This is a genomic window from Janibacter sp. CoH_79_TC_3 (genome assembly GCF_058197955.1).
Genome location: NZ_JBXWIV010000037.1, coordinates 1 through 4494, shown reverse-complemented (window position 1 = coordinate 4494; position 4494 = coordinate 1). Strand labels below are relative to the sequence as shown.

Below are 4494 nucleotides of genomic sequence, written 5' to 3'. Positions count from 1 at the left end.
CCATCACTAATCGTGACAGTCACGACCGTGTCTTCAGTGCTTGGGTTGCTGATGCTGACCGTATAGGTCGCTTCATTGGCACTGCCATCAGCCGCGGTTTCATTCAAGCTTGTGGTACCACTAATGCTTACTATTCCTGGATAGTCAACGGTAATAGTCGCTTGGTTAGATTTCTCACCCGTTTTATCAGACACCACATAGTCTACTGGTGTTGGATCCGCTGTAAAGCCTGACTCTGGCGTAAAGGTCACTTTGCCTGTACTGCCATCAACGGACCAAGTGCCTTCGCCATCTACCACTACATTAGTGACTTCATCACCTGTCACAGGGTCGATAAGCTTGACTGTCGTTGGATCTAAGTCGTTTTTAGGGTCGCTGTCATTCGCTACCACGTCGATGATGACAGGCTGACCTGTTTCACCTTCTGCCATATCGTCTTTGGCAACTGGTGCCTGATTAACAGGTGGAGTGATTGACGAGTTATTATTACTACTGCTAGCCGCAACGATACCTACTGCTCCCAGACCAGCTGCGGCAGGTATCCACCAAGGTATGGCAGCAACTGCTACATATTCCTGACCTCCTAAAGCTTGACCCTCAATATCACCTATCTCTAATTGAGTTACATAGTCGTAGGTCTCACCAGTATCTGGAATATAATAATAGTACTCGCCATCTTCAGCAATACCAAGCAATGCACTATCTGTATTATCATAAAACCCTTCTATAATCAGGTCGCTTTCTTGACCTTCTTTTTCAAATGAGACATGCAAGTCGTTCTTGACACGTTTAGTAATAATATGGTTAGGCGCACGACCAATAGCAGTATCGTGAAACTCATAGTTCACTTTGTTCGTAGCAGTGATTACCGTAGGGACACCATCTTTGGTGACAACAGATATTTGGTCAATGGTCTGAGTAGCATCATTTATTTTTACGATGACAGTATTCATTGGGTTACCTTTTTTTAATGATAGCAGTACCATTTTAGATTTTATATGGCACGGTTTCAGTGGTTATGAAATTTATTTGATATTAATTATTTGGTCGCTCTTCAATAATGGCAATCACACGGCGATTAAGCTGACGGCCTTCTACAGTATTATTGCTGGCTCTTGGCTGTAACTCACCATAACCAATGGCATTCAGACGCTCAGGTGCAGTCCCAAATTGAGTGATTAACACTTCTTTTACAGCATCTACTCTACGTTGTGATAATGCTTGGTTATATTTTTCACTAGCACGGCTATCAGTATGTCCCTCGATAGTAACTAACGTATTAGGATATTGCGCCATAAACTCTGCTACTTCAGAGATCTTAGAATAGTAGTCTGGTTTTACTATAGATTTGTCGGTGTCAAACAGTACTTCGAGTTCAATAGTCATTTTTTCAGTTAATACGGCTGGTTGTTCTACTACTGGTGCTGGCTGCGTTACTGGTGGTATTGCAATCACTGGTGTAGGACAGTTGGGGACGACACGACTAATTTGGTGCGTTTGATAGCGTTTGGTTGCTAATAATGGCAATGCACTCTCTGTTGTTATCTGATCCAGTGTTCCTTGTCCACTTTCGTCCATGTCTACGTAGAAGAAGTACGTTTGACCACTAGCTAATTGGTAATCTTTTTGCTCAGCGAGCAAGTTATTGTCTTTAAAGCCAGTGGCATGAGCGCTTAGTTGGTTTGTGCCTACACAAGAGTTGACGGCGGTGTAGTTACCAGGATGTAGGCTGACTTGAAATCTGTCGTTGATTGCGATGTTGGCACTGGTTTGCTCAGGATCATTATCATTTTTTCGGATGAATATCAGGCGAGTTTCGTCATTAGCCACTTGTTCTGCTAGCATCTTACTAATATCAGTATCTACTTGGTTATTCCATGCGACTTTGCCAACACGTCGGCTATCTCCATCGTTATCAATACTATTATTGCTAGTAGTAGCACAGGAAGATATACCAAAAAAAATCGTTGGTAGCATAATAGTAGTGATGGCCTTTTTAAATACCTTTTCCATAGTAGATTCCTAAATATAAGTTTATAAAATAATGGTCACTTTAAGATTTTAAATCTCTTAGTCGTGAGAATCACGTCAGAGTCTTATTATTATGAAGTTAGCCATTTCTGATTACAGAGCATACGAAATTTCAATGCTTATACTAAATTTTAGTCATGGACACAAAGCCAACATACATAGCAGATACTCTTTGCTTTACTAAATATTTATGTGCTAATTCTTTTCGTGTATCTAATAATATTTCTTGAAATGTGACACTTTTTTCTTTTAATCATCTTTGTAAAATACACACATTTGTATCTGGTACTTACAACAATTACTGACAATTGGGAACGATTGAACTAAGACTATAAGTGCCATGTAAGATATTGTTGTATTATATTACTCATATTGTTACTAAATATTTTCTTGAATACAGATTGAATTAAAATAAGATAGTGAACCGCCCCGACTTTATCGGAGGCTGATTTACTTTAGTCAGGCAGCAATGCCTGACAGGATTAAATTATCATAATACCGCTTTTCAAACTCAAAGGGTGACACATATCCAATCGTGCTATGTAGTCGTGTTTTGTTAAACCAATCGACCCATTCAAGGGTTGCCAGTTCAACATCGTTCACACCAGACCAGCTCTCTTTCAAATAATGAATCACCTCAGACTTGTACAGCCCATTGACCGTTTCAGCCAATGCGTTGTCATAAGAGTCGCCTGTTGTACCAACAGAGGCAATCACACCGCAGTCAGCCATCTTATCTGTGTAGCGAATGGATAAATACTGAACCCCTCGATCACTGTGATGAATCACATCTTTGGGATTATTCCTATCTGCTATCGCTTGATTGAGCGCGGCCATCACCATATCGGTGTTCATGCGATTGGATACTTTCCAGCCCACAATGGCACGAGCGAACACATCAATAATAAAAGCAGTATAAACCCAGCCACTCAGTGTCTTGATATAGGTAAAATCTGCAACCCACAGCTGATTAGGACGATAAGCGCTAAAGTTACGATTGACTAAGTCATCAGCGCGCTTTTGGTCGTCACGGCTGTTGGTGGTAATCTTACCCTTACCGCGCCAGATGCCTTGCATACCATACTGCTTCATTAAACGCTCGACGGTGCAACGAGCAACCTTTAATCCGTCAGCTTTCATCTGCTGCCAGACTTTACGAACACCGTAACGGCATTTACTGTCCTGCCAGATACGTTTAATCTCGCTGACATAATAGTCGTCATGCTGACTGCGCAGTGAACGTTTTTCAGGATTATTAGCTAAATATTTTTTACGATGATAGGTTGACGGGGCAATCGGTAATACTCTACAGATCAGCTCGACCCCATAAAGATGTTTATTGTCGTCGATGAATTGAATCATGATTTTAGTCAGCGGCCCTTCTCCGCCTGGGCGAAAAAAGCAGCAGCCTTACGTATAATCTCATTGGCTTGCTTGAGCTCTTTGTTCTCTCGTTCAAGCTCTTTGATACGCTCTTTGTCACTTTGAGCTTGCACTGAGGCGGGAATGGTTTGGTCTATGTGCTTTTTATGCCATGACCGCAGGGTTTCAGGCGTACAGCCAATCTTAGGGGCAATTGCTTGAATAGCTGACCAGGTGGAAGGATAGTCGCTTAATGCTTCAATCAGCATTCGAACGGCGCGGTCTTTAATCTCGGGGGTGTAGTGTCGTGTTTTCATCGTTGTATTCTCTCAGAATGTTGAGTCTCCGACAATCCCGGGGCGGTTCAAAGGTTCAAAGTCATTCCACCTATCTTGAAGGTACTTTTTATCTGGTATTCTTGGGTCTGCTCTATCAATAGGACAACAAACGTAATACTTCACCAGATTTGGGTGCTTTGTGATAGCTGTCTCAAACGATTTCTTAATCTGCTTGAATTGACTATCTTGAATATCGAAGAAGTACTTAGCCTGCCAGCCAATCTCTTCTTCATTGTCTAAAATTAAATAAGACTCAACGCCACCATCAGGAGCTTTTACTCTAATATATTGACCATTTTCTTTGTTCTCGTTATAAGCTAATTGGCAAACAACCTCTTCAAAGGCTGTGTTTTGTGAATACTCATAGCTTTTTATATCTTTCCAGTTGATATTATTTGCTAGCATAAACGTTGGTACACCTACTCAGATAAATAGACTTCTTGCATAAGTCATTACTAGCCCTTGTAACTCCGTCAGTGGAAGTCAATAAACTGGTACTTTTGCAAGAGATCTAATGATTATATCGATATTATCAATAAACAAAGTTGATTACTACGAACTATAGACATAAACAACGTTTATAATGATGAGAAGAATTAAATACTAGGACATTATTAAGACCCAATTTTTTGTATGAGTTTACTTGCAGCTTATCATAATTAATTGGGGCTGTCCTAGATAACTAATTCAAACCCTGTTTAACCCATTGTTTTAATTGTAGTAATTGCGACTTTGGGTCACTGTGATTAAAACGCCACTCACA

4 protein-coding genes, 1 pseudogene and 1 other annotated feature are annotated in these 4494 nt (G+C 40.7%); all 5 genes and pseudogenes read right to left on the bottom strand.

Going from position 1 to position 4494, the window contains the following annotated elements:
* The coding region (locus AC2FA3_RS14835; protein ID WP_490510247.1) for an Ig-like domain-containing protein at positions 1-953 on the bottom strand (953 nt) is incomplete at its 3' end.
* A gap of 82 nt (positions 954-1035) precedes the next feature.
* A complete protein-coding gene (locus AC2FA3_RS14830) occupies positions 1036-2013 on the bottom strand; it encodes an OmpA family protein (protein WP_413501630.1) in 978 nt (325 codons plus the stop codon).
* Positions 2014-2490: 477 nt separating this feature from the next.
* Positions 2491-3710, bottom strand: a protein-coding gene (locus AC2FA3_RS14825; RefSeq protein WP_413501631.1) for an IS3 family transposase whose coding sequence is annotated in 2 segments (ribosomal slippage) — positions 2491-3425 and positions 3425-3710 — 1221 coding nt in all. Because the reading frame shifts where the segments join, the coding sequence is not laid out codon by codon here.
* Positions 3319-3435 (bottom strand) — a sequence feature (AL1L pseudoknot). It overlaps the preceding gene by 117 nt.
* Positions 3711-3722: 12 nt before the next feature.
* Complete coding sequence (locus AC2FA3_RS14820) at positions 3723-4136, bottom strand: hypothetical protein (RefSeq protein WP_413501632.1); 414 nt, start codon at positions 4134-4136, stop codon at positions 3723-3725.
* A gap of 277 nt (positions 4137-4413) precedes the next feature.
* A pseudogene (locus AC2FA3_RS14815) lies at positions 4414-4494 on the bottom strand (IS1595 family transposase); the annotation flags it as partial.